Consider the following 22,927-nt stretch of genomic DNA (forward strand, 5'->3'; position numbering starts at 1 on the left):
ACTACCCAAGAGTAACTTTACGCAATCTGACAAATGCAAAGAGCCCCATCAAGCTGGCCATCAAGATCATGGCCCATTCAGACAGTGTGGGAATGGCTGCCGGCGCAGCCGCAGCTGTTCTGCAACCCACACCGGGTCCGGTTGAGATGCTCAGACCGCCATCCGTTGCGGCATAGATGGTGCCACCGCTGACGAAGACCCCACTGACGAAATAGCCGCCCAGGCAGTTCTCGGGGGTGTCGTTGGTGAATGACGTGCCACCATTGCTAGAGATGCTCAAACCGCCCCACGTGCCGACGTAGAGTTTGCCACTGTCCATGGCAATCGTCTCCACATTAGCTGCTCCATCGCCTAGGCCGTCAAGACTGTTTCTAAGGGCAGGCGGAGTTGCAAAATTGTCGGTGGAGACCTGCAAGCCAAAGTTGCTGCCGAGGAACACTTTGGTCCCGTCTTTGAAAACCCCACGCGTCGACAATTCTCCGTTGGGCGCATGGGTGAATGTCGTTCCGCCATCATTTGAGTAGACCAGACGGTTGTCCGTGGCCAGGTAGATGTTGGAACCACTGGCGTAGATTGCGCGCACATGGTTGCAGCTGACGGACCCACACAGCGCGGTGCTGTTGAAGTGGGTGAAAGTGACGCCACCATTTGTGGAAATACTCAAGCCGCCGGCAACCATAAGTTTGGCGGTGCCAGCAGGGGCAGGGAGTGTGTAATCCGCCGCGGTCTTTGCGAACGAGAACTGGGTCGTCGAAGGGACGGCGGTAACGGAGTATGTGCCGTCGAATGGGAAGTTGATACCGCTGACTTGCACGATGGAGCCGACAACCAACCCGTGAGGGGTTGACGTGGTCAGGGTCGCGATATTCGAGGTGATGTTGGCTGTGGTGATGGGTGCTGTGGCTATAACTTCACTGGTAACGGAGGTGCCGACGTAGATGGTGCTACCGTCCACAAACACCGTATTCACATTATTGCTGCCCAAGCCGTCGGCTATGGTCTTGTTGGTGAAGGTGGTGCCGCCGTTGGTAGAGATGCTCAAGCCACCCTTAGTGGGGCTTCCATAGCCGTATGTGGTGTCCTTGGTTGCCGCGTAAATGGTGCTGCCGACGACGAACACTTTGCTCACATCATTGCTGCCGAGGCCGTTGGCGGTGGTGTAGTTGGTGAAGGTGGCCCCGCCGTCCGTGGAGATGCTCAGGCCGCCGCCGGTGGCAGAGGAGCCAAAGCCATCAGGGGCGGTGGCGGCGTAAACGTTGCTGCCGACGACATAGACGGCTTTCACAGAGTTGCTGCCCAAACCGTTGGTTGTCGTCCTATTGACGTACTGCAGGCCGCTGTCGGCGGCATTCGCAGGACCCGTAACCAGTACCGTTAGGGATAAAACCAGCCCACTGATCGCCATGCCAATGTTGGCCAAGAACGTGTCTTTGTATTCAAGCAGGGCACGCATGAATCGGTGTCTCGCCGGGTTAGCGTTCATGGTCACCGCTGCAGCCTTGGCGTCTTTGGCCATCGTATGGAAAGCTGAGCGGTGTGTGTTGTTCAGTTTGGCCATGGACAAGGTGGTTTTTCCGTTAAATGAGTTAAGATAATTCTTAAAATTGCAATTAACTACATTGAAATATTAATATATTGATTTTTTCATTTCTTGCAAATTCTTAACAGAAGAAACATCCAAGATGAAAAAATTAACCAAAAATCTGAATATTTCGAACATGGCAGCCAAGTCTGCGCTGATGTTTACCCTAACCTGCTCACCTATAACCATGTGGCCCTGATCCAAATACCCAATACCGTTGGCAAGGCAGGTCAACTTGATCCCGACAAAGTATTCAAGCGCTGTTGCAGGGAAGAAGGGGCCAAAAGTAAAGCGCTGCGGGACAGGCCTGTGGTTGGCTCAAGCGCTGGCCCTCAAACTGGGCTCCGAACGGAGTTATGAAACCGAACAGGACCGAGTCAACTTCTTTTTCCGTTGGGGAAGATTTGAAAACAGACACTGAAAACTCAAGAAAAATCGACTTGATCGTGGTCGAAGACAACGACACATTGCGCCATGAGCTGTGCGATTTTTTGTCGGAAGAAGGCTTCGTGGTCAGGGCGGCTGACAGTGGAGAAAGCTTGAACCAGGCGCTGCGTGAAAGGTTCACCGATATTTTGCTGTTGGATCTGAATATGGCAGATGAGGATGGCATCAGCATCGCCAAAAGAATTCGCATCCATTCACCCCAGGTCGGCATCATCATGCTGACGGGGCGCGTGCTCAGTAAAGACCGCGTGGAGGGTTATCAGAGCGGCGCCGACGTTTACATCACCAAGCCTGCACGACCTGCAGAGCTTGTCGCTGCAATTCGCAACCTTTCAGACCGATTAAAGCCTGTTGCAGTGCCTATTCCATGGGTATTGGACACAGTCAATTTGACCTTGCGTTACCGATTGAATGCCCCTATAGAGCTGACCGCCGGCGAGACCAAAATTCTCAAGACCTTGGCCTTGAATACCAGCTGTGTGGGCCATGTGGAGTTAATTGAATCCACAGCGACATTCGATTTGTCAGACTCCATCAGCAGAGCCAGCCTGGAGGTGTTGATCAGCCGCTTGCGTACCAAAATCAGTGGGCACACAGGACCACTTAACCCCATCAAGTCCGTACGAGGGATGGGTTACCAGCTGTGCATCAAAATAAAAATCCAGTGAAGCGCAAGTTTTATGAGCACGACACCGCATCAACGTTCTGACGCACACTCAAAAAAAGGCCAACCCGTGAAGGTTGGCCTTTAATCGCATGGAAACCGCATGGATGCTGGGTTTCCGCTGGCCAGTCTGTCAGTCAGTCAGTCAGGAAATCCGTGGGCACCTGCTGAGCCATGGCGTGACGGGCGTGCAAGTGGCCAGCTATGACGGGCACGATTACGCGCCACAAAAGCTGGAAGCCTTGGATACGCTGCAACGATTCCTGACCGAGACCAGCGCCAGCGTGGTGCTCATCGCATCAAGGGTTGCGGCATGAAAAACCAAAAGACAAATGCAAGTTGCCAAAGTACGACTTGTAAACCCATGATTTACAGTTTATGGTTCTTTCATTCCGACACAATGGGCTTGAGGCCATCTACCAAACGGGTGGCATGGCAGGCATTCAACCCATTCACGCCAAGCGATTACGCGAATTGCTAACAGCGCTGAGTGTCGCCAGTGGGCCGCAAGACTTGATGCGCCCATCTTGGCGACTGCACGGCCGATCGGGTGACAGGGCTGGTTTTCATGCTCTGACCGTGCAAGCCAATTGGCGGCTGACGTTGCGCTTTGTCGGTCAGGATGTTGAATGACTGGATTACGTGGATTACCACTGAAAGGCACACCATGAACATGCACAACCCCGCACACCCCGGCGAACTACTCACAGGCTGGCTGGATGACTTGGGCGTGAGCGTGACCGCCTTTGCCGCACACATTGGTATCAGCCGGGTGATGTTGTCGCGTGTCGTGAACGGCCATGCTGCCGTGAGCGCCGATATGGACTTGCGCTTATCCGAGGCTTTGGGGACGAATCAGGGGTATTGGCTGGCGCTGCAAACCCAGCGTGACCTTTGGACGGCAAGGCAAAGCGCCAAGGACCGAAGCCGCATCAAGCCGATGACGGCCAATGCGCCAGCTTAAGGTCGTAAAAACAATGTCGCAGCCAAACAGAAAACCTGCCGTTACCGATTGGGAGCGCGTCAAACGCGAAGCCGCCCAAGGCGCGCCAATTGCCCACACCGCCACCGATGGCCCCTATGACCCCAAGGATGCCGCCGCCGTGGCGGCCTATTGGCATCAGGCCAGCATCAAGCGAGGCCGGGGCAGGCCACCGCTGCCGTGAAGCGCCCTCCCCTGAACATGCGTGTGGATGCCGATGTGCTTGAAGCCTTCAAGGCCACCGGACAAGGCTGGCAAACCCGCGTCAATGCTGCGCTGCGTGAGGCTGTGGCGCATGGGCTGACCAAGGCGTGAGTTTTCGCCACCGAGCAGCGCAAAGGGCTGGCGTTGGTCGCCTCTTGAAAACACCACCAACCAGGGAGAACAACCGCCATGACCACACTCCGTGATGACAATTTTGACCAATACATGGTTGAGTCCATGAAAGACCCCGCCCAAGCGGCACAGACAAGAAAAAAGGCCAACCCGTGAAGGTTGGCCTTAGTTCGCTTGGAACCCGCATGGTTGCTGGGTTTCCAGAGATGGTGCCCGGGGCCGGACTCGAACCGGCACGCCTTGCGGCGGGGGATTTTGAGTCCCCTGAGTCTACCAATTTCACCACCCGGGCGGTATTCGTCAAGACGCAAATTATGGCACATTAATGACGCTATTTTGGGCTTTTTTGGGGCGGGTGATCAAAACATCTTGGCTTGAGTGTAGAGCAAGCGTTGGCAAGCGTGCCCCATTACTTTTCCTTAACCTGCGGACCCTACCTTCCAGTGTGTTTTCCAGGGCTACCAAGCCACGGTGCTGGCTGTTCAATGACAATTTCTTTGGGTGCTTAAAAAGTGAGGTGTCAGTTGATTAAACGACTTCTGATGATTGCGGCTGTATTTGTTATGGCTGGTTGTGTGAGTACAGGACCCAAAGTACCTGTTTCAGTGCAGCCAAACCTAAGCCAAATGCGAAATCTCACAGACTCCACAGGTAAGGAGCTACCAGTCCGAATTTCTATTCGGTTGGGTGACAACCAACCCAAACCTACTGTAATTGTGGGACATGGATCAGCAGGAGTCACGCCAATCGAATATGCACAGGCTCGCCACTTACGGGGCTGGGGCTATAACGCTGTTGTTGTTGATCATTACACAGCACGCGGTATCAAAGTGCACACTGGTAGGCGTGTCGCCGGAGGATTGCCGGATGACCGAGCTGCGGACATGGTCGCAGTAGCTAAATGGGTCCAACAACAGCCCTGGCATAAAGGCAAGATCGCAGTCATTGGAGTAAGTCAAGGTGGGGCAGGTGTTTGGGCGTTGGCAAATGAGAGAAATATGCGATCTCATTCGGCAATTCAAGTCACTGATGAAGAATTGAAGCTAATCACTGTTGGTGTTGCCATGTATCCAGCATGTGCACCAGATTTGGCATCTCCGCCAAGAGATCCAATCTTTCCTGTCCAATTGCATATCGGTGAAGCTGATGACTTAGCCTTGCCCCGCTGGTGTGAAACTTTTGGAAACCCAAAATACGAAAAGCACATCTACGCTGGGGCGACGCACTCTTTTAATTACGCTGGAGTTATTCCAAATAACACCAGGTTCACACACAGATACGATCGAGAAGCTGATGAGTTATCTCAAAGTCGGATCAAAAGCTACTTGGACAAGCATCTTAAAAATTGAGTTTTAAGCTGTGTTGATAAGTCTGCTGTTGCAAATTTTTCAGCATTAGCAGCTTCGCCAAACGTCCAGAAACTGGACGTTCGAGCAGCTCGAACTTGCTGGAAGTTTTGGGGAATTTGATGGGTTTTTTCAGCGTGATTTTGTGCTGAAAAAATCGTGTGCTTATGGCGTCAGCGTTCTACATTGCGTAGGACAATTTTTTGTAGCCTTGCTACAACCTGCGTAAACTTTAGTGTTTACTAGGGCACTCACTTTTTTGAGTCCCCTGAGTCTACCAATTTCACCACCCGGGCGGTATTCGTGAAGCAGCGAATTATGGCACATTAATGGGATGATTTATCCAACCATTGAAGATGCGATCGGCAAAACACCTTTGGTGGCTTTGCAGCGATTGGGCGCTGCCGACATGGCGGCCCGTAGCAACGTGATCTTGGGCAAGCTCGAGGGCAACAACCCTGCGGGCTCGGTCAAGGATCGACCGGCTTTGTCGATGATCCGCCGGGCCGAAGAGCGCGGCGAGATCAAGCCGGGAGACACCCTGATCGAGGCGACGTCGGGCAACACCGGCATCGCCCTGGCCATGGCAGCAGCCATCAAGGGCTACCGAATGGTTTTGATCATGCCCGAGGACTTGTCCATCGAGCGGGCCCAGACCATGAAGGCCTTTGGTGCGGAGCTGATCCTCACACCCAAGAGCGGTGGCATGGAATACGCCCGCGACTTGGCCGACAACATGGCCACGCAGGGCAAGGGCCGCATCCTGGACCAGTTTGCCAACGCCGACAACCCGCGAATCCACTACGAAACCACTGGCCCCGAGATCTGGGAGCAAACCGGCGGCAAGGTCACCCATTTCGTCAGCGCCATGGGCACCACCGGCACCATCACGGGCGTGTCGCGGTTTCTGAAAGAAAAGAACCCGGCGATCCGCATCGTGGGTGCTCAGCCCAGCGAGGGCTCGCGCATTCCGGGCATCCGCAAGTGGCCGCAAGAATACCTGCCCAAGATTTACGATCCCAGCCATGTGGATGAGCTGGTGTATGTCAGTCAAAACGATGCCGAAGAAACCTGCCGCCAGATGGCGCGGACCGAAGGCATTTTTGCGGGGATCTCCGCTGCAGGTGCTTGTTGGGTGGCCCAGCAGGTGGCCAAGACGGCGCAGAACGCCACCATTGTGTTCATCGTGTGCGACCGCGGTGACCGTTATTTGTCTACGGGCGTTTTCCCCGCCTGATTGGAGTTGTTGTCATGGCTGAATACCGTTTTTGCCCAATGTGTGCCCAACCTTTGGCCTGGCTCTCGCAAATGGAAGACGGGGGCGAGACGATGCGCCTGCGTTGCACCGCTTGCGACTTCACGCACTGGAACAACCCCACGCCCGTTTTGGCAGGCATTGTGCAGGTGGGTGACCAGATTTTGTTGGCCCGCAATGCGGCTTGGCCTGGGCGGCGTTTTGCGCTGATCACGGGCTTCATGGAGGCGGGCGAAACACCGGAAGAAGGTATCACCCGCGAGATTGCCGAAGAAACCAACCTGAAGGTGTCGGCCCTCAAGTTGATCGGCGTCTACGACTTCCAGCGCATGAACCAGGTGATCATTGCCTACCATGCGGTGGCTGAAGGTGAGGTGCGCTTGTCGCCCGAGTTGGCCGAGTACAAGATGTTTGATTTCAAGGACCTGATCTGCTGGCCTGCGGGCACCGGTTACGCCTTGGGCGACTGGCTGCGCACCATTGGCATCGAGCCCAAGTTCATGACTTGGGAAGAGCGTGCTGCGCAAAGTCAGGAAGTGAATCAGAGCACATGATGCACATCGACAAGGAAATTGACACCAGCGGGCTGAACTGCCCGCTGCCCATTTTGAAGGCCAAAAAGGCCCTCAATGACATGGTCAGCGGCCAGGTGCTCAAGGTGATCGCCACCGACCCGGGTGCGTGGCGAGATTTCGAGGCGTTTGCCCGCCAGACGGGCAATGAGTTGGTGATGCAGGAAAAAACCGAAACCAGCTTTGTCTTTGGCCTCAAGCGGCGCTGATCAGAGACTCAAACCCTTGAGGTACTCACGGAAAGAAGCGCCCACTTGCGGGTGCTGCAAAGCCAGTTCCACCGTGGCTTCCAAAAAGCCTTCCTTGCTGCCGCAGTCGTAGCGCTTACCTTCGTACTGGAAGGCATAGACCGCTTCGCGTTGCATCAAGCGGGCAATTGCGTCGGTCAGCTGGATCTCGCCGCCCACGCCTGTGGGCTGGTTGCGGATTTCGTCAAAAATGCCAGGAGTCAGGATGTACCGACCGGCCACGCCCATGCGTGAGGGGGCTTTGTCGGGGCTGGGCTTTTCCACAATTTGCTCGACGCGTATCAGTTGGCGACCCGCGGATTCGCCGGCCACGATGCCATAGCGCTTGACCTGATCGAGCGCTACTTCTTGCACAGCCAAAACCGAACGGCCTTGCTTGGTATAGGCCTCAACCATCTGGGACAAGATGGACGGGCCTGCGTTGACCATCAAATCGTCGGCCAGCAGCACCGCAAAAGGCTCGTTGCCCACCAGAGGCTCGGCGCACAGCACGGCGTGGCCCAAGCCCAGCATGCGGTTTTGCCGCACATAAGCGCAAACCATGTCGTCGGGTTGCACCGAGCGAACCAACGCAAGCAACTCGTCTTTGTGCGCTGCCTCGAGTTCGCTTTCGAGTTCGTAGGCGGTGTCAAAGTGGTCTTCGATGGCCCGCTTGCTGCGACCCGTGACAAAGATCATGTGCCGCACACCTGCCGCGTAGGCTTCTTCCACCGCGTACTGAATCAGCGGTTTATCCACGATCGGCAGCATCTCTTTGGGGGCAGCTTTGGTGGCGGGCAAAAAGCGGGTGCCGAGGCCCGCGACGGGGAAGACGGCTTTGCGGATGACGTTGTGGCTCATGGTCGATTCCTTGTCCAAGCAGGGTTTTAACCCATGCGTTGCAGTTGCTGGCGGATTTTGTCGAGTGTGGCGCCGAAGTCTGCCACACGCTTTTTGGTTTCGTCGAGCACCGCTGGCGGGGCTTTGGACACAAAGGCCTCGTTGCCAAGCTTGGCGTTGGCCTTGGTGATTTCGCCTTCCAAGCGAGCGGCTTCTTTGGTCAGGCGGATTTTTTCTGCGGCGGCGTCGACTTCGATGAACAGGCACAGGCGCGCTTCGCTCACCACGGCCACCGGTGCAGCTTGTGCCGCAGTGATCCATTCGGCTTCGGTGTCAAACACCTTGACCTCGCTCAGTTTGGCCAGTGACTGCAACACCGGCGCCACGCTTTGCATGTAAGTGGTGTCGCCCAGCACATACAGGGGCATGCGGGTGGCGGGCGAGACGTTCATCTCGCCGCGCAGGTTGCGGCAGGCATCCACCAGCGTCTTGAGCTTGGCCACATGGGCCTCGGCCGCTGTGTCGATGCGATCGGGTTGGCTCACGGGGTAGGCGGCGATGCTGACCGACTCACCCGGAAGACCCGCGACCACCGACACTTTTTGCCAGAGCTCTTCGGTGATGAACGGGATGATCGGGTGCGCCAAACGCATGATGGTCTCGAGTGTGCGGATCAGTGTGCGACGGGTGGCGCGTTGTTGCGCGTCGTTGCCGGTGTTGATCTGCACCTTGGCGATTTCGAGGTACCAGTCGCAGAACTCGTTCCACACAAAGTCGTAAATCGTGTTGGCCACGTTGTCCAGGCGGTATTCGGCAAAACCTTTGGCCACCTCGGCTTCGACGCGTTGCAGGTGCGAGCTGATCCAGCGGTCGGCTTGGCTGAAGTCCATGTAGTCGTGCGCTGGGCCACCGGGTTGGCATTCAGCTTTGGTGTGCTTTTTCAAGCCGCAGTCTTGGCCTTCGCAGTTCATCAGCACAAAGCGGGTGGCGTTCCAGAGTTTGTTGCAGAAGTTGCGGTAACCCTCGCAGCGCTTGGAGTCGAAGTTGATGCTGCGGCCCAAGCTGGCCAGGGCCGCAAAGGTGAAACGCAGCGCGTCAGCACCGTACGCGGGAATGCCTTCGGGGAATTCTTTTTCGGTTTGCTTGCGCACCTTGGGGGCGGTCTCGGGCTTGCGCAGGCCCTGGGTGCGTTTGTCGAGCAATGGCTCCAAGGTGATGCCGTCGATCAGGTCCACCGGGTCGAGCACGTTGCCTTCGGACTTGCTCATCTTCTTGCCTTGGGCGTCGAGCACCAGGCCGTGGATGTAGACGTGTTTAAAGGGTACTTTGCCTGTGAAGTGCGTGGTCATCATGATCATCCGGGCGACCCAGAAGAAGATGATGTCGTAGCCTGTCACCAGCACGCTGCTGGGGAGGTAGAGGTCGTAGTCTGTTCCGCTGGCGAGCGTGCCGGAATCGTTCTTGCCCATACTCGCTTCGCTCGCAAAGTCGCTGCGCCCGTTTCCGGCACGCTCGCCAGCTGCGTTGTGTGTGTTCTCGTCGTTGCCCCAGCCCATGGTGCTGAATGGCACCAGTGCACTGGAGTACCAGGTGTCCAGCACGTCTTCGTCGCGCTTGAGTGTTTTGCCGGGTGATACCTTGTCAGATTGTGCTTGCGCCTCGGCTTCGTTGCGGGCTACGTAAACCTTGCCGTCTTCGTCGTACCAAGCGGGAATTTGGTGGCCCCACCATAGCTGGCGACTGATGCACCAGTCCTGAATGTTGTTCATCCACTGGTTGTAAGTGTTGACCCAGTTCTCGGGCACAAAGCTCACTTCGCCGGACTGCACCGCGTCGATGGCTTTTTGCGCGATGCTCTTTCCGGTGGCGTCGCCTTGGCCGACTTGGTTCATGGCCACAAACCATTGGTCGGTCAGCATGGGCTCAATCACCTGGCCGGTGCGGGCGCATCGCGGCACCATGAGTTTGTGTTTCTTCACCTCGACCAAAGCGCCTGCTGCTTCGAGGTCGGCCACCACAGCCTTGCGGGCCACGAAGCGGTCAAGGCCTCGGTATTTTTCGGGTGCGTTGGTGTTGATGGTCGCGTCCAGATTCAACACGCAAATCAGGGCCAGCTTGTGGCGTTGGCCGACTTGGTAGTCGTTGGTGTCGTGCGCGGGCGTGACCTTGACCACGCCGGTGCCGAAGTCTTTGTCCACATAATCGTCGGCGATTACGGGGATGGTGCGGCCGCACAAAGGCAAGTTGACCTGCTGGCCTATGAGGTGTTTGTAGCGCTCGTCTTCGGGGTGCACCATCACGGCCACGTCGCCCAGCAGGGTTTCGGGGCGGGTGGTGGCCACGGTCAGGCTGCCAGAGCCCGCAGCCGCAAGGCTGCCGTCCGGGTCCACCAAGTCATAACGGATGTGCCACATCGAGCCGTCTTCTTCGGCGCTTTCCACTTCAAGATCAGACACCGCGCTTTGCAACACCGGGTCCCAGTTCACAAGACGTTTGCCACGGTAAATCAGGCCTTGCTCATACAGTTGCACAAAGGTTTCGGTCACGGTCTTGGACAGCTTGGGGTCCATCGTGAAGTATTCGCGGCTCCAGTCCACGCTGTCGCCCATGCGGCGCATTTGGCTGGTGATGGTGCTGCCGGACTCTTCTTTCCACTCCCAGACCTTGCTCACAAAGTTCTTGCGCGCTTCGGCCGGTGTGGGGCCCATGTCGTGGCGGCTGATGCCTTTGGCCTGCAACTGGCGCTCCACCACGATCTGCGTAGCGATGCCCGCGTGGTCGGTGCCCGGAATCCAGGCGGTGTTGTGGCCCAGCATGCGGTGGTAGCGGGTCAACGAGTCCATGATGGTCTGGTTGAACGCATGGCCCATGTGGAGCGTGCCCGTCACATTGGGCGGCGGCAGCTGGATGGAGAAGGCGGGCGCGTCGGTCGTTGGCGCACCCGTTCCGCGAAAACCGGCCACGCCATAGCCGCGTTTTTCCCACTCGGGGCCCCAATGGGCTTCCAGGGCGGCGGGCTCGAACGATTTGGACAGGCTGTTTAAGCCAGGTTGTTCGAGGGGGATGGCGGGGGCGTTGCTCATGGCGGACTTTTCAAAAAGAAAACGGCAGCTCAGCAGATGCCGTGTGGGACCTTATGTGGCCCAAATCGATGATTTTACCCAGCCATACGAGCCTTTCGCTGTGACTGTCAGACCCGTTTTCGGGTTTCTGGCCAGTGGACGCTCTCGCTGAAAGACAGGGCATACCTGATTAGTAGATATTTATCAAACGAGTCGTTCAATAGTATTGGCCAATCAATGCCATTGCATCAATCTATTGGGCAGACTGGGTGGTACAGAGTTAACCTACGTCGTCACTGGCGATTTTGCCAGGGCAACCTCACGTTTAACCCCACTAGGAGATATCCATGGCAGCACTCAAAGGCTCGCGCACGGAACAATGCCTGAAAGACGCCTTCGCAGGCGAATCCCAGGCCAACCGTCGCTATTTGTACTTCGCGAACAAAGCGGACGTTGAAGGTCAGAACGACGTGGCAGCCCTGTTCCGTTCCACCGCTGAAGGTGAAACAGGTCACGCCCACGGTCACCTGGAGTTCCTGGAGCAATCCGGCGACCCAGCCACTGGCATGCCCATCGGCCCGACACGCGACAACCTGGCTTCGGCTGTGGCTGGCGAAACCCACGAGTACACCGACATGTACCCTGGCATGGCCAAAACCGCCCGCGAAGAAGGTTTCGACGAAGTCGCTGACTGGTTCGAGACTCTGGCCAAGGCTGAGCGTTCACACGCCAACCGCTTCCAGAAAGCTTTGAACGAAATGGTGGATTGATTCCCCCGTTTCTTCAGCCCGCTGCGCTGAAAAGTGCAGCGGGTTTTTCTCAGGGCTCTGGCTGCAGAGTCTTCAGAAAAACCCCACAAAATTCCCAATGGAGCACCCCATGGCCAAAGAAGGCAACCTCGAAGCCCCCACCAGGCACGCGCTAGCCTGGCAGACCCCGGACTTTTACAACGAAGAAAAATGCTTCGATGAACTTGAGCGCATTTTTGACATTTGCCACGGTTGCCGCCGCTGCGTGAGCTTGTGTGGTTCTTTCCCTACCTTGTTTGACCTGGTGGACGAGAGCAGCACCATGGAAGTCGATGGCGTGGACAAGAAGGACTACTGGAAAGTGGTGGACCAGTGCTTCATGTGCGACCTGTGCTACATGACCAAGTGCCCCTACACACCGCCCCACGAGTGGAACCTGGACTTCCCGCACACCATGCTGCGGGCCAAGGCCATCAAGTTCAAAAACGGCGAAGTGGGTGCGGCTGAAAAGTTCCTCGCTTCTACCGACACGCACGGCTCTTTTGCGGGCATCCCGATCGTGGTGCAAGCCATCAACGCCATCAACAAAACCGAAGCGGCGCGCAGCGTCATGGAAAGCGTGGCGGGCGTGGACAAAAACGCCTGGTTGCCTTCTTTGGCCACTAAAAAATTCCGTTCCAGTGCCCCTGATGCCCAGGCTGTCACTGTGGTGGATGGCGAGAAAACACCCGGCAAAGTGGCGATCTATTCCACCTGCTACATCAACTACAACGAGCCTGGCATTGGCCATGACCTGCTGAAGATCCTCGACCACAACGACATCCCGTATGTGCTGGTCGAGAAAGAAAAATGCTGCGGCATGCCCAAGCTGGAGTTGGGCGATCTGGACTCGGTGAAGGACTCCAAAGAAGCCAACATCCCGGTGCTGGCCAAATACGCCAAAGATGGTTTTGCGATCATGGCGGCGGTGCCCAGTTGCGCACTGATGTTCAAGCAAGAGATTCCGCTGATGTTCCCCGATTGTGCCGACACCCAGTTGGTCAAAGACGCGATGTGGGACCCGTTTGAATACTTCATGGCCCGCAAGCGCGATGGTCTGCTCAAGACCGAGTTTCCGCAAAAACTGGGCAATGTGAGCTACCAGATTCCTTGCCACGGCCGGGTGCAAAACATCGGCAAAAAGACCGAGGAAATGCTCAAGATGATTCCGGATACCCAGATCAACACCATCGAGCGCTGCTCGGGCCACGCCGGCACGTACGGCGTGAAAAAAGGCTCACACGAGATGGCGATGAAGATCGGCAAGCCAGTCTTCAAGGCCATGGCCACTATGAAAGACGGCTCCAAGCCCGACTTCATCAGCTCCGACTGTCCGCTGGGCGGCCACCACATTGCCCAAGGCTTTGAGGTCAATGGCCTGGGCGCCCCCGAACTGAACCACCCCTTGACCTTGGTGCGCAAAGCCTACGGTCTCAAATAAGGAAAACCGTCATGCAACTGACCGGAAAAATCACACCCGAGACCTTGATGTCTTTGGAGGCCTACACCAAGTGGCGCAAGGTCCACAAGCCCCAAGTCATTGCCCACCGCAAGCTGCGCAGCGTGCGTCTGGGTGAGCACATCAACATGCAGTTTGAGAGCGAAACCACGATCCGCTATCAAATTCAGGAGATGCTGCGCATCGAAAAAGTGTTCGAAGAAGAGGGCATCCTGCAAGAGATCGAGGCCTATGCCCCACTGGTGCCGGACGGCAGCAACTGGAAGGCCACCATGATGATCGAGTACACCGACATCAACGAACGCAAGCGCGAACTGGCCAAGCTGATTGGCGTAGAAGACCGCATGTTTGTCGAGGTCGAAGGCCATGGCCGCGTGTATGCGATTGCTGACGAAGACCTGGACCGCGAGACCGACGAAAAAACCTCGGCCGTGCACTTTGTGCGCTTTGAGCTGAAGCCTGCAATGTCCGCAGCGGTCAAGGCCGGTGCAGGCGTCAAGATGGGCTGTGACCACACACACTACCCCTCGCACATCGATGTTTCTCCAGACACACTGGCCAGCTTGGCAGGTGACTTGAAGTAAGTCTCGCAGCCCGTTCTGGCTTGACCCTGCCGTGGCGTATGCGCTGCTGCAGGGTTTTTGTTTTTTGGGGTCAGTGATCGCTGTTCAGACCTTTCGCGGTGCAAGGCAGGCTCCGTGTGGGCGCTACCTGTCGCGCCAAGTCAAAGGCCCAGCAGTGCTGGATCGCCTTGACCGAGCCTGAGCACTTCGGGGGCGTCTGCGCTCATGTCGATCACGGTGGTGGGCTCCAAAGAGCAGGCGCCTGCATCGATGACCGCGCCCACTTGGTGTTCCAGCCGTTCTCGTATTTCTTCCGGGTCGTTCAGCGGCATTGCTTCGCCGGGCATGATGAGCGTGGCGGCCAACAGCGGCGCGCCGTGCAGGGCAAGCAGTTCCTGCAGCACTTTGTGATCGGGCACCCTCAGGCCGATGGTTTTGCGTTGCGGGTGGCTGACCCTGCGCGGCACTTCCTTGGTGGCTTCCAGAATAAAGGTGAAAGGCCCGGGGGTGGCTTGTTTGATGGCCCGAAATTGCCAGTTATCCACCCGCGCGTAATTGGCCAACTCGCTCAGGTCGCGGCACAGCAGCGTCAGGTGGTGTTTCTCGTCCACAGCGCGGATGCGGCGCAATTGGTCAGCAGCGGTTTTATCGTCCAGGTGGCAGACCAGGGCGTAGCTGGAATCGGTGGGCACGGCCAAAACGCTGCCCTGGTTGAGCAGTTGCACGGCTTGCTTGAGTAAACGCGCTTGCGGGTTGTCGGGGTGAACGCTGAAAAACTGGGCCATGGGTCTCAACAGTCGAAGTTCAGTACCGAGCAGTATGCGACACAGATGAGGCCAAAGCCCCGCAACGCAAGCGCGAAGACTCAGGATTGTGCTGGAGGGATGGCGACGCGGTTCTCTCGCAGCGTGAGCCAAGCCCCCAAAGCCCCGCACAGCGCGACCAGGCCCATGCCCATGAAGGTCCATTGGTCAGGCAGGTGGTTGAAGACCAGCCAGCCGCCCAGCACGGCAAAGCCAATTTGGCTGTACATGTAGGGCGTGAGGGTGGCTGCCGGGGCGCGGCCGTAGGCCAGGATCAACAGAAAGTGCCCAATCGAGGCGAGCACGCCCATCAAGAGCAATTGGAGCCATACGGTCCAGTCATTGGGCATTTCCCAGACAAAAGGCAGGATGAGGGTGGCCAAGGCCGTGCCGATCCAGCCGGTATAAAAGTGGGTGGTGATGGGGTCCTCGGTTTTGGACATTTTGCTGGTCAGCAGCTGAAAGCCGGAGTTGGTACCCACCAACATCAGGGGCAACAGTACGGTCCAGTCAAAGTGCTGGCTGCCGGGGCGGATGATGATCAGGGTGCCGATGAAGCCGCCCAGCACCAGCAACCAGCGCAGCGGACGAATTTTTTCCTTCAGCATCCAGGCCGCAAGCAAGGTGATGACCAAGGGGGCCAGCAGCGTGATGGCAGTGAATTCGCCCACAGGCATGTACTTGAGGCTCAAAAAGGCCAGGATGCTGCAGGCAAACAGCAGCAGGCCGCGTGCCAATTGAAAGCGCGGGTGCAGGGTGCGCAAGATTTGGCTGCCACGGCCTGGCCAGACGACGATCGTGGTGATGACGGCCTGAATGGCGTAGCGGAACCACAGCGCCACCAGCACCGACAGGCCCGCGCTGACGTGCCGGGTGGTGGTGTCCAGCGTGGCGAAGCACGCGGTGGCCAGAACGGCAAAACCGATGCCGTGCAGCGCATTGGCCTTTAAAGAATTCACTGAACGCGGTCAGTCAGCAGTTCCCAAACAGGGGTCAGTTGGCCAGGCAAGAAGGGCAGGGTGCCCAAGTCGATCCGGCTTTCGGTGGGGCTGTGAAAGTCACTGCCACGAGAGGCCGCCAAGTTGAATTCGAGCGCGGTTTCTGCGTAGCGTACTGCGTCGGGAGATGAGTGGCTGCCGGTAACGACCTCGACGCCGCGCCCACCGTGCGCTTTGAATTCACTGAACAGCGCGTACTCCTCGTTGGGGCTAAAGCCGTAGCGCGCCGGGTGGGCGATGATGGCCATGCCGCCGGCATCGGTGATCCATTGCACGGCTTCTTGCAGGCGTGCCCAGCGGTGCGGCACGTAGCCGGGTTTGCCTTCGGTCAGGTATTTGCGAAATACTTCCGAGGTGTCGCTGCACACGCCAGTGTCGACCAGGTGCCGCGCAAAGTGGGTGCGTGAAATCAATTCCGGGTTGCCTACATAGCGCAACGCGCCTTCGTAGCAGTTGGGGATGCCGACTTTGGCCAGGCCCTCTGACATTTCCTGAGCGCGTTCACTGCGGCCGCCTCGGGTGCGGCGCAGGCCTTCGACCAAGGCGTTGTTGTGCGCGTCGAAACCCAGGCCCACAATGTGCACCGTCTGGTGGGCAAAGGTGACCGAAATTTCGGTGCCTGTGAGGTAGGGCAGGCCTTGCGCACGGGCCGCAGCCAGGGCGCGTTCTTGGCCAGCCACTTCGTCGTGGTCGGTCAGCGCCCACAGTTCCACGCCGTTGGTTTTGGCGCGCTCGGCCAAGGCTTCGGGGGTGAGGGTGCCGTCAGAGATGACGGAGTGGCAGTGCAGGTCGGCGTTCATCATGCAATCTATTTTAGGCGCATGCCGCCGGGACAGTGCGGCTTGTGGGGTCATTGGGCATGCGAGGCCCAGGGGCCTGTAACAGCCCTGCAGTTTCTCGGGCTCAGACCTGTGGCCGATAATCCGGGCATGACCTCGATGCAGACCTTTGCGGAGCCCCAGCCATGGCACTGATGATCACCGACGAATGCATCAACTGCGATGTGTGTGAGCCCGAGTGCCCGAACCAAGCGATTTACCTGGGCGAAGAAATTTACGAGATCGATCCGTCCAAATGCACCGAATGCGTGGGCCATTTTGAAGAGCCGCAGTGTGTCCAGGTCTGCCCCGTGGCCTGCATTCCAGTCAACCCGCAGCACGCAGAAAACCAAGAGTCGCTCTGGGCCAAATACCGTCGCCTGCAAGGGCAGTAAGGCGTAAGGTTCAGTTCTGCTGACCGGGTTCGGTCGTTGGGGCGGGCTCGGCTTTCTGCGGTCTGGGTGGTTTGGGCCTGGGGGGCTTGCTGGTGTGGATTTTCACCATCGCTTTTTCCATCTCCCCTGTCAATAAAAGCGGCAAGGCCAACACCGCGCGGTGGATGCTGTCGTCGATGGCTTTTCGGTGCTCCAGCATTGGCTTCTTTAATACCCAGCTGACCACTTCGGCCTTGTCGCCCGGGTGGCCCACGCCAATGCGCAGTCGCCAGTAATCGGCTGTGCCCAGTTGGGCATGGATGTCGCGCAAGCCGTTGTGGCCAGCGTGGCTGCCGCCCAGCTTGAGCTTGGCTTCACCGGGGGGGATGTCGAGTTCGTCGTGTGCCACCAGAATCTCTTGCGGCTGGATTTTGAAGAACCTGGCCAGGGCGCTCACCGACTTGCCTGACAGGTTCATGTAGGTCTGTGGTTCGAGCAGCCACACGTTTTGGCCGTTGACGGTGGTGCGGGCCATCAGGCCGTAGTAGCTGCGCTCGGGCACCAGTGACACCTTGAGTTCACGGGCCACGGCATCGATCCACCAGAACCCGGCGTTGTGGCGGGTGTCTTCGTATTCGTTGCCCGGGTTGCCCAGGCCGACAAGCAGTTTGATCATGGTGCGAGATTATCCTTGCTGCAGGGTGCGCAGCTGCCAAGCATGGGCACAAAACAAAAGGCCCGCTTGCGCGGGCCTTGAAAGTGCAGGGCTTGAAAGCCCGAGCCAGAAGATTACTTCTTGCCTTTGCCCTTGCCTTTGGCGTCCACAGGAGCGGCCACGGGAGCTGCCACAACTTCTTCCACAGGTGCCACCACGGACACGAGGACCGGGTTTTTCTTGCCGTGGGTGACGGCTTTGCAGCCAGCAGGCAAAGTGATGTCGTTCAGATGCAAAGACACGCCTTTGGTCAAGCCTGTCAAGCTCACTGCAATGAACTCAGGCAGGTTGGCAGGCAAGCAAGCGACTTCGAGCTCGGTCACCACGTGGTTGACGGTGCACTTGTCTGTCTTGACGGCTTCGGACTCTTCTTCACCGCTGAAGTGCAAAGGCACTTTCATGTGCAAAGTGGTGTTGGCATCAACGCGCTGGAAGTCGATGTGTTGCACCAATTGTTTGTAGGGGTGCATCTGGTAGTCACGCAGCAAAACTTTGCTGGACTGACCGTTGAATTCCATGTCCAGAATCGTGGCGTGGAAAGCCTCTTTTTTCAGGGCGTGCCACAAAGCGTTGTGGTCCAGTTCGATCAGCTGTGGGGCCGATGTGGAACCGTAAACGATGCCAGGTGTGCGACCGGAATTGCGGAGACGGCGGCTCGCACCCGTACCCTGCTTAGCGCGCTCAAAAGCGACGAATTTCATAGATTTCTCCTTCTAGGGTGCACCGCGACCAGTGCGACCCTGACTCAAAAAAGCCAGCCAGTCCAGTAGAACGGCTGGCCGCTAAAGGCCTCTTTCCGATCAGGTTTGATCGGAAAACAGGCTCATCACCGACTCACCATGGGCAATCCGGTTGATCGTTTCGGCGATCAGCGGAGCCACGGAAAGTTGGCGAATCTTAGTACACGCTGCGGCTTCTGCCGTCAGCGGTATGGTGTTGGCGACCACGACTTCGTCGAGCGCTTCGCCCTTGGCGATGCGTTCGATGGCCGGCCCCGAAAAGATCGGGTGTGTGCAATAGGCGTAAACTTTTTTGGCACCACGCTCTTTGAGCACTTCGGCGGCTTTGACCAAAGTGCCTGCGGTGTCGATCATGTCGTCCATGATCACGCAGTTGCGGCCTTCGATCTCACCAATGACGTGCATGACTTCGCTCACATTGGCTTTGGGGCGACGCTTGTCGATGATGGCCAGGTCGCAACCGAGTTGCTTGGCCAGTGCGCGAGCGCGCACAACACCGCCCACGTCAGGGGACACGACGATCAGGTCTTCGTAATTTTTCTGGCGCAGATCGCCCAGCAGCACGGGGGACGCGTAAATGTTGTCGACCGGGATGTCAAAGAAGCCTTGAATCTGGTCAGCGTGCAAGTCCATGGTCAGGACGCGGTCAACTCCCACGGCCTGCAGCATGTTGGCCACAACTTTGGCCGAGATGGGGACGCGGGTAGAGCGAGGACGGCGGTCCTGGCGGGCGTAACCGAAATAAGGGATGACGGCACTGATGCGACCAGCCGATGCGCGTTTGAACGCATCAACCATGATGAGCAACTCCATCAGGTTTTCGTTAGTCGGTGCGCAGGTGGACTGAACCACAAACACTTCACGAGCACGGACGTTTTGTTTGAGTTCGACGGTGACTTCGCCGTCAGAGAACCGGCCCACATCGACGGCGCCGAGTTGCGTGCCCAGGCATTTGGCAATTTCGGCGGCCAACACGGGATTGGCGTTGCCGGTGAACAGCATGAATTCTGGGGGGAGTGAAGCAGGCTGCATGTGCATTCCAGCGATCAGATAAAGGGGCCTGTACGAATGAACGTATTTGGCAGGGGAAGAAGGACTCGAACCTTCGCATGCTGGAATCAAAATCCAGTGCCTTAACCAACTTGGCGACTCCCCTACACGGGTTGACCGCTGAAACAGCGATCGACCGATCAACTATCGCTGGATGCCCAAGCTTTTAAGGGATGGGCTTCCAAATTACTGCAAAGCCGGGCCAGAAAGAGGTCAGGGACCGAAACTTTCGTGGTGCTGTCCATGCAATGGGCAAACACGGCACTGCCGGAACCCGTCATTCTGGATTTGAGACCGGCTTGGTTGAGGGCTTGAAGGGCTTGCTCAACACCGGGGCACAAAACCTGTGCAACGGATTGCAGATCATTGTGACCGAAGTCATATGTCTCTGCAGCGAAGAGCAAAATTGTAGCAGCGTTTGTGTCACGTTTGAGGTTTGGATGGGCAAAAATTTGAGAAGTATCGATGCCTTGGGGCGGCTTGACCACCCAAAACCGGGCGGCGGGCAGTTCAATGGGGGTGATTTTTTCTCCCACGCCTTCGACCCAGGCGTTGTGCCCACGCAGGAAAAATGGCACGTCTGCACCCAGTTGAAGTCCCAGCTTTTCCAGGGTGGGCAGATCCAGATTCAGGCCCCACAAGCGGTTGAGTGCCAGCAGGCAGGTGGCTGCATCCGAAGAGCCACCGCCCATGCCCGCTTGCGCGGGAATTTGTTTTTCAACAGCAATGTGCACGCCATCGGTGCAGCCGGTGTGGCTTTGAAGCAGATGCGCTGCGCGGGTGATCAGGTCCTGGGCGGGCAGGGCAAGGGTGAGGTCTTCGCGGCTGATGGCGCCACCGGGCCGTTTTTCAAAATGAAGTGTGTCGCACCAGTCGATCAGCATGAAGACCGATTGCAGTTCATGGTACCCATCGGGGCGACGGCCCGTGACGTGCAAAAATAAATTCAGTTTGGCCGGTGCAGGCACATCGTGCAGCGATTTCATAGGGGGATTATCGCCAGGCTTGGGGTGCCCGAAAAAAAGGCCGGCTCAGCGGTCAAGTGCGATGCGCAGCACTGCACCGGGGCTGGGTTCGCGCCGCTCTGCGCTGATGCGGCCTTGTGCGTGTGCCGACAAGTCGACTTGCCAGCCGGGTGCCTCGGCGGGGCGGCCCGCCAGCCATTCGAACAAAGCCGCTATGGGCAGTTCCGTGCCCGTCAGGCGAGCCCCCAGCCTTTGCAGACTCGGGCTGTCCACTTGTTGCTGGCCTTGCGTCAGGCGTGCGCCTTGGGGCGTCCATTCCAGGCGGGCCAGCGTGGTGCCGATGGGGCTGAGCAAGACCATCTCGCCGGCTAGGGCCGAGCCTTGCAGTTCGAAACCGGCACTCAGCGATTCTGGTGGGTCCTTGAGCACCTGAATGGCCATGCGACCTGACCAATAGGCGTTGGCGTCCATGGGGGTCATGCGGGGTGTGGCGCAGCCTGCAGCCAGCAAAACGCTGGCCAAGGCCAGCGCCAAAACCCGTCGCCGACCGTTGCCGGTGGGCTCTTTGGCGAGTGCGCAGGGCTTCATGGCTTGAATTCGAAGCGCTTCAGGGTTTCGACCAAGGTGTCGTTGTCGGCTTTGAGCAGTAAACCTTCGCGCCAGATCGCCCCGGCTTCCTGACGCTGTCCCATGACCCACAACACTTCACCCAGATGGGCTGCAATTTCTGCGTCAGGGCGAGCTTTGTAGGCAGTCTGCAATATTTGGAGTGCCTCGGCATATTGGCCTTGGCGAAACGCGACCCAGCCCAAGCTGTCCTGGATGTAGGCATCGTCGGGGGCCAGTTGCAGGGCCTGCGTGATCAGTTGGCGGGCTTCAACGAGACGGATATTGCGATCGGCCAAGGAGTAACCCAGGGCATTAAAGGCCTGGGGATCTTCGGGTTTGAGCTTGATCAGATCGCGCAGCAGGCTTTCCATTTCGTCAAAGCGTTTGAGCTTTTCGCTGACCAAGGCCATTTCTGACATCACATCGGTGTTTTGCGGTTGAGCATTGAGGGCTTGCTTGACCAAGGTATAGGCCTCGTCCAATTGCTTGTTATCCCGCAACCACATGGACTGCACCAGGGTTTTGCGCGTCGCCTGCTCAGCATTGGTGGTTTTGATTTGCGCGAGCACCTGCCGTGCTTCTTCCTTGCGCCCTTGCTGTGTGAGCAAGTCGGCGCGGCGGCTGGCCAACTTGATGGGGTCTGCGTTGGCCGGCACCTGGGCCAGCCATTGCTCGGCTTGGGGCAGTTGACCTTGGCGCTGAGCCATCTGGGCCAACGCCATCAAGGCTTCGGACAAACCGGTTGGCGTTTCCTTGTCTTGGCTTGCTTGGGCCAGTTCCACGTGTTTGCGCAGTTTTTCTTCAGCCTGGGCCAGTTGGCCAGTTTCCTGCAGCAGCAAACCATGCACCAGCCAGCCATCGGCGAAGGCGGGGTGTTCTGCGTTCAGGCGGGCAAGTTGACGCAAGGCTTCGGCCTGCTGGGATTGGGCGATGAGGTGCCGTGCATAGCCCATTCTCACTTCAGGCTGCACCGGGCCTAGCATGGCTTGGGCCAACAAGGGCTTCATCTCGGCCGGTGCCGCACTGGCCAAGCTCAGTGCCAGGATCAGGGGCCCAGGGGCCGATGCATCGGACGCGCGTCCCTGGCGAGCGGCCTCAATGGCCAGTGCAAGTTGGCCGGCTTCACGTCGCATGCGCCCGACGGAGGTCCATGCGGTGGCTGCTGTGCTGCTTTGTTTCAAGGCCAAAGTCAGGGCTTTTTCGACGGTGTCGGCGGCCATCTTCTTGTCTGGCACTCTGGCAAAAATGCGGGGCACTGAGGCAATGGCGTCATTTTGTTCAGCCGCAGGCAGCTCCCGGATCGAGACGCTCAGGGCTTGCCCGGCTTCGTCCACCCTGTTCAAAGCCAGCAAAATTTGCAGTTTGTATCGGTTGGCTTCGGCGGCTTCTGGGATGGCGTTTTTCCATGCCTGGACCGCTTGCAAAGCCGACTCGCCAGAGCGCGATTGCAAGGCCAGATCGACGGCGCGTTGGAACAGTGCCGGATCGCGGGTTTTGCGTGCGGCATCCAGGATGAAGGAAAACCCACTGCCCGGCGAGCCGCTGCGCACGTTCAATTCGCCCAACAGCAATTGGTAAAACAAAGCGGCATCGAGCGCGGATTGTTGAAGGGTGCCTTTGTCCTTGAGCGGACTCGGCGTGCTTGGGAGCGGCTTGGCCGGTTGCGCCCAAGCGCTCCAGACGCAAGAGGAGATGAGGGCAAGTCGAAACCAGAATTTCATGGCTTCATCAT

General features: G+C 57.7%; 27 protein-coding genes and 2 tRNA genes. 15 read left to right on the forward strand and 14 right to left on the reverse strand.

The window, feature by feature from the left end:
- Nucleotide 1: 1 nt before the first annotated feature.
- The gene (locus B9Z49_RS22120) at nucleotides 2–1,558 is read right to left on the reverse strand and encodes an IPTL-CTERM sorting domain-containing protein (protein WP_255418855.1); all 1,557 of its coding nucleotides are present in this window, start codon (nucleotides 1,556–1,558) and stop codon (nucleotides 2–4) included.
- A 93-nt stretch (nucleotides 1,559–1,651) separates the two neighbouring features.
- Here B9Z49_RS22120 and B9Z49_RS21460 point away from each other — a divergent pair, with 93 nt between their 5' ends.
- From B9Z49_RS21460 to B9Z49_RS00465, 7 genes are all read left to right on the forward strand, one after another.
- Nucleotides 1,652–1,942, forward strand: coding sequence for a hypothetical protein (locus tag B9Z49_RS21460; protein ID WP_146188430.1), 291 nt, complete (start codon nucleotides 1,652–1,654; stop codon nucleotides 1,940–1,942).
- Complete coding sequence (locus B9Z49_RS00445) at nucleotides 1,939–2,697, forward strand: response regulator transcription factor (protein WP_108351476.1); 759 nt, start codon at nucleotides 1,939–1,941, stop codon at nucleotides 2,695–2,697. Before B9Z49_RS21460 ends, B9Z49_RS00445 begins: the two co-directional genes overlap by 4 nt.
- A gap of 88 nt (nucleotides 2,698–2,785) precedes the next feature.
- Nucleotides 2,786–3,010 (forward strand): hypothetical protein, encoded by a 225-nt coding sequence (locus B9Z49_RS00450; protein ID WP_108351477.1) that lies wholly within the window; start codon nucleotides 2,786–2,788, stop codon nucleotides 3,008–3,010.
- Nucleotides 3,011–3,071: 61 nt separating this feature from the next.
- Nucleotides 3,072–3,326 (forward strand): type II toxin-antitoxin system RelE/ParE family toxin, encoded by a 255-nt coding sequence (locus B9Z49_RS00455; RefSeq protein WP_108351478.1) that lies wholly within the window; start codon nucleotides 3,072–3,074, stop codon nucleotides 3,324–3,326.
- A 34-nt stretch (nucleotides 3,327–3,360) separates the two neighbouring features.
- The gene (locus B9Z49_RS00460) at nucleotides 3,361–3,657 is read left to right on the forward strand and encodes a HigA family addiction module antitoxin (protein WP_108351479.1); all 297 of its coding nucleotides are present in this window, start codon (nucleotides 3,361–3,363) and stop codon (nucleotides 3,655–3,657) included.
- Nucleotides 3,658–3,670: 13 nt separating this feature from the next.
- The gene (locus tag B9Z49_RS21725) at nucleotides 3,671–3,859 is read left to right on the forward strand and encodes a hypothetical protein (protein WP_158273392.1); all 189 of its coding nucleotides are present in this window, start codon (nucleotides 3,671–3,673) and stop codon (nucleotides 3,857–3,859) included.
- Complete coding sequence (locus B9Z49_RS00465; RefSeq protein WP_158273393.1) at nucleotides 3,856–3,990, forward strand: BrnA antitoxin family protein; 135 nt, start codon at nucleotides 3,856–3,858, stop codon at nucleotides 3,988–3,990. Before B9Z49_RS21725 ends, B9Z49_RS00465 begins: the two co-directional genes overlap by 4 nt.
- A 228-nt stretch (nucleotides 3,991–4,218) precedes the next feature.
- Here the strand turns inward: B9Z49_RS00465 and B9Z49_RS00470 are convergent.
- Nucleotides 4,219–4,303, reverse strand: a tRNA-Leu gene (locus B9Z49_RS00470).
- 250 nt (nucleotides 4,304–4,553) lie between these two features.
- Between B9Z49_RS00470 and B9Z49_RS00475 the strand changes: the two genes are divergently transcribed.
- From B9Z49_RS00475 to B9Z49_RS00490, 4 genes are all read left to right on the forward strand, one after another.
- A complete protein-coding gene (locus tag B9Z49_RS00475) occupies nucleotides 4,554–5,360 on the forward strand; it encodes a dienelactone hydrolase family protein (RefSeq protein WP_108351481.1) in 807 nt (268 codons plus the stop codon).
- A 331-nt stretch (nucleotides 5,361–5,691) separates the two neighbouring features.
- Complete coding sequence (cysM, locus tag B9Z49_RS00480) at nucleotides 5,692–6,594, forward strand: cysteine synthase CysM (protein WP_108351482.1); 903 nt, start codon at nucleotides 5,692–5,694, stop codon at nucleotides 6,592–6,594.
- Between the two features lie 14 nt (nucleotides 6,595–6,608).
- Nucleotides 6,609–7,166: an NUDIX domain-containing protein gene (locus B9Z49_RS00485; protein WP_108351483.1), complete on the forward strand. Its 558-nt coding sequence runs from the start codon at nucleotides 6,609–6,611 to the stop codon at nucleotides 7,164–7,166.
- Nucleotides 7,166–7,393: a sulfurtransferase TusA family protein gene (locus B9Z49_RS00490; protein WP_199224957.1), complete on the forward strand. Its 228-nt coding sequence runs from the start codon at nucleotides 7,166–7,168 to the stop codon at nucleotides 7,391–7,393. The genes B9Z49_RS00485 and B9Z49_RS00490 overlap by 1 nt, the downstream gene beginning before the upstream one ends.
- On the opposite strand, the gene galU is transcribed toward B9Z49_RS00490, so the two are convergent.
- On the reverse strand, nucleotides 7,394–8,272 hold the full coding sequence (gene galU, locus B9Z49_RS00495) for a UTP--glucose-1-phosphate uridylyltransferase GalU (protein ID WP_108351485.1): 879 nt from the start codon (nucleotides 8,270–8,272) through the stop codon (nucleotides 7,394–7,396).
- Nucleotides 8,273–8,298: 26 nt separating this feature from the next.
- Nucleotides 8,299–11,334 (reverse strand): valine--tRNA ligase, encoded by a 3,036-nt coding sequence (locus B9Z49_RS00500; protein WP_108351486.1) that lies wholly within the window; start codon nucleotides 11,332–11,334, stop codon nucleotides 8,299–8,301.
- 326 nt (nucleotides 11,335–11,660) lie between these two features.
- Between B9Z49_RS00500 and B9Z49_RS00505 the strand changes: the two genes are divergently transcribed.
- The 3 genes from B9Z49_RS00505 to B9Z49_RS00515 all read left to right on the forward strand — a co-directional run bounded on the left by B9Z49_RS00505 (nucleotide 11,661) and on the right by B9Z49_RS00515 (nucleotide 14,144).
- On the forward strand, nucleotides 11,661–12,083 hold the full coding sequence (locus B9Z49_RS00505) for a rubrerythrin family protein (protein WP_108351487.1): 423 nt from the start codon (nucleotides 11,661–11,663) through the stop codon (nucleotides 12,081–12,083).
- A gap of 109 nt (nucleotides 12,084–12,192) precedes the next feature.
- Nucleotides 12,193–13,542 carry a (Fe-S)-binding protein gene (locus B9Z49_RS00510; RefSeq protein WP_108351688.1) on the forward strand — a complete coding sequence of 450 codons (1,350 nt, stop codon included), beginning with the start codon at nucleotides 12,193–12,195 and terminating at the stop codon, nucleotides 13,540–13,542.
- A gap of 11 nt (nucleotides 13,543–13,553) precedes the next feature.
- Nucleotides 13,554–14,144: a DUF3501 family protein gene (locus B9Z49_RS00515; protein WP_108351488.1), complete on the forward strand. Its 591-nt coding sequence runs from the start codon at nucleotides 13,554–13,556 to the stop codon at nucleotides 14,142–14,144.
- A 140-nt stretch (nucleotides 14,145–14,284) separates the two neighbouring features.
- Here B9Z49_RS00515 and B9Z49_RS00520 read toward each other — a convergent pair whose 3' ends face one another.
- From B9Z49_RS00520 to B9Z49_RS00530, 3 genes are all read right to left on the reverse strand, one after another.
- A complete protein-coding gene (locus B9Z49_RS00520) occupies nucleotides 14,285–14,908 on the reverse strand; it encodes an L-threonylcarbamoyladenylate synthase (protein ID WP_108351489.1) in 624 nt (207 codons plus the stop codon).
- A gap of 80 nt (nucleotides 14,909–14,988) precedes the next feature.
- Entirely contained in the window at nucleotides 14,989–15,885 is an 897-nt protein-coding gene (locus B9Z49_RS00525; RefSeq protein WP_108351490.1) for a DMT family transporter, read from the reverse strand.
- A complete protein-coding gene (locus B9Z49_RS00530) occupies nucleotides 15,882–16,724 on the reverse strand; it encodes a 3',5'-nucleoside bisphosphate phosphatase (RefSeq protein ID WP_108351491.1) in 843 nt (280 codons plus the stop codon). Before B9Z49_RS00530 ends, B9Z49_RS00525 begins: the two co-directional genes overlap by 4 nt.
- 164 nt (nucleotides 16,725–16,888) lie before the next feature.
- Between B9Z49_RS00530 and B9Z49_RS00535 the strand changes: the two genes are divergently transcribed.
- Nucleotides 16,889–17,137 (forward strand): YfhL family 4Fe-4S dicluster ferredoxin, encoded by a 249-nt coding sequence (locus B9Z49_RS00535; protein ID WP_108351492.1) that lies wholly within the window; start codon nucleotides 16,889–16,891, stop codon nucleotides 17,135–17,137.
- Nucleotides 17,138–17,147: 10 nt separating this feature from the next.
- Here the strand turns inward: B9Z49_RS00535 and pth are convergent, their stop codons facing one another.
- The 7 genes from pth to B9Z49_RS00570 all read right to left on the reverse strand — a co-directional run bounded on the left by pth (nucleotide 17,148) and on the right by B9Z49_RS00570 (nucleotide 22,916).
- Nucleotides 17,148–17,792, reverse strand: coding sequence for an aminoacyl-tRNA hydrolase (gene pth, locus B9Z49_RS00540; protein WP_108351493.1), 645 nt, complete (start codon nucleotides 17,790–17,792; stop codon nucleotides 17,148–17,150).
- Nucleotides 17,793–17,905: 113 nt separating this feature from the next.
- Nucleotides 17,906–18,532, reverse strand: coding sequence for a 50S ribosomal protein L25/general stress protein Ctc (locus B9Z49_RS00545; protein ID WP_108351494.1), 627 nt, complete (start codon nucleotides 18,530–18,532; stop codon nucleotides 17,906–17,908).
- A gap of 99 nt (nucleotides 18,533–18,631) precedes the next feature.
- On the reverse strand, nucleotides 18,632–19,609 hold the full coding sequence (locus tag B9Z49_RS00550) for a ribose-phosphate pyrophosphokinase (RefSeq protein ID WP_199224952.1): 978 nt from the start codon (nucleotides 19,607–19,609) through the stop codon (nucleotides 18,632–18,634).
- A gap of 41 nt (nucleotides 19,610–19,650) precedes the next feature.
- A tRNA-Gln gene (locus B9Z49_RS00555) sits at nucleotides 19,651–19,727 on the reverse strand.
- A gap of 34 nt (nucleotides 19,728–19,761) precedes the next feature.
- Entirely contained in the window at nucleotides 19,762–20,607 is an 846-nt protein-coding gene (gene ispE, locus B9Z49_RS00560) for a 4-(cytidine 5'-diphospho)-2-C-methyl-D-erythritol kinase (protein ID WP_108351495.1), read from the reverse strand.
- A gap of 45 nt (nucleotides 20,608–20,652) precedes the next feature.
- Entirely contained in the window at nucleotides 20,653–21,174 is a 522-nt protein-coding gene (locus B9Z49_RS00565; RefSeq protein ID WP_108351496.1) for a lipoprotein insertase outer membrane protein LolB, read from the reverse strand.
- Nucleotides 21,171–22,916, reverse strand: coding sequence for a tetratricopeptide repeat protein (locus tag B9Z49_RS00570; RefSeq protein WP_233254448.1), 1,746 nt, complete (start codon nucleotides 22,914–22,916; stop codon nucleotides 21,171–21,173). Before B9Z49_RS00570 ends, B9Z49_RS00565 begins: the two co-directional genes overlap by 4 nt.
- Nucleotides 22,917–22,927 lie beyond the last annotated feature (11 nt).

This window comes from Limnohabitans sp. 2KL-51 (assembly GCF_003063645.1).
Lineage (GTDB): Bacteria > Pseudomonadota > Gammaproteobacteria > Burkholderiales > Burkholderiaceae_C > Limnohabitans_A.